Source organism: Arthrobacter sp. Y3225116 (assembly GCF_059091245.1).
This window is the reverse complement of sequence record NZ_JBNHGL010000538.1, coordinates 1-576: the sequence shown is the minus strand read 5'-3', so window position 1 is coordinate 576 and position 576 is coordinate 1. Positions and strand designations below refer to the sequence as shown.

General features: G+C 75.0%; 1 pseudogene. It reads left to right on the top strand.

The window, feature by feature from the left end:
- Positions 1-576 (top strand): annotated as a pseudogene (locus tag AC5RV2_RS18830) (helicase-associated domain-containing protein); the annotation flags it as partial.

The following is a 576-nucleotide window of genomic DNA, read 5'->3' as shown; positions in this document are numbered from 1 at the left end:
CCTGGCCGGCCAGTTGGCCGCCCGCAGCGACGCCGAGCTGCGGCAGCTGTTCGGCGCCCGTCCGGATCTCTGCCTGCCTGCTGTGCCGGACTTTTCCGCCCTGGCGGCGCGCGCGTGCACGCGGATCAGCCTGCAGCGGGTGCTGGAACAGCTGTCCCGGCCCGAGCTGGACGTTCTCGAAGCCGTAGTGCTCAGCACCGACGTGGATGCCGGACGCGCCGCCGACGCCCGCTCCCTGCGGCCGTTGCTCCTGCCGCCCGACGGCACCGCGGGGCTTCACGACCTGGACTCCTGCCTGGCGCGGCTGCATGGACTCGCCCTGCTGCTGCTCGCCGAACCGCCCTCCCACGACGACGGCGGTGCCGCCCCTCCTTCCCCGGCCTACCTGCCGGTGGCGAGCCTGGCCGAAGCACTGGGACCGTACCCGTCCGGCCTCGGCCGCAGCTACGCAGCCCTGGCCGCCGCCAGCCCAATAGCCGCCGACCATTTGGTCCGTACGGCGCGGCTGCTGCGGGAGGCCGGTCATGCCCTCCCCGCCGACGTTGCCGAGCCGGGCCCGGACGAAGGCGCCGGCGC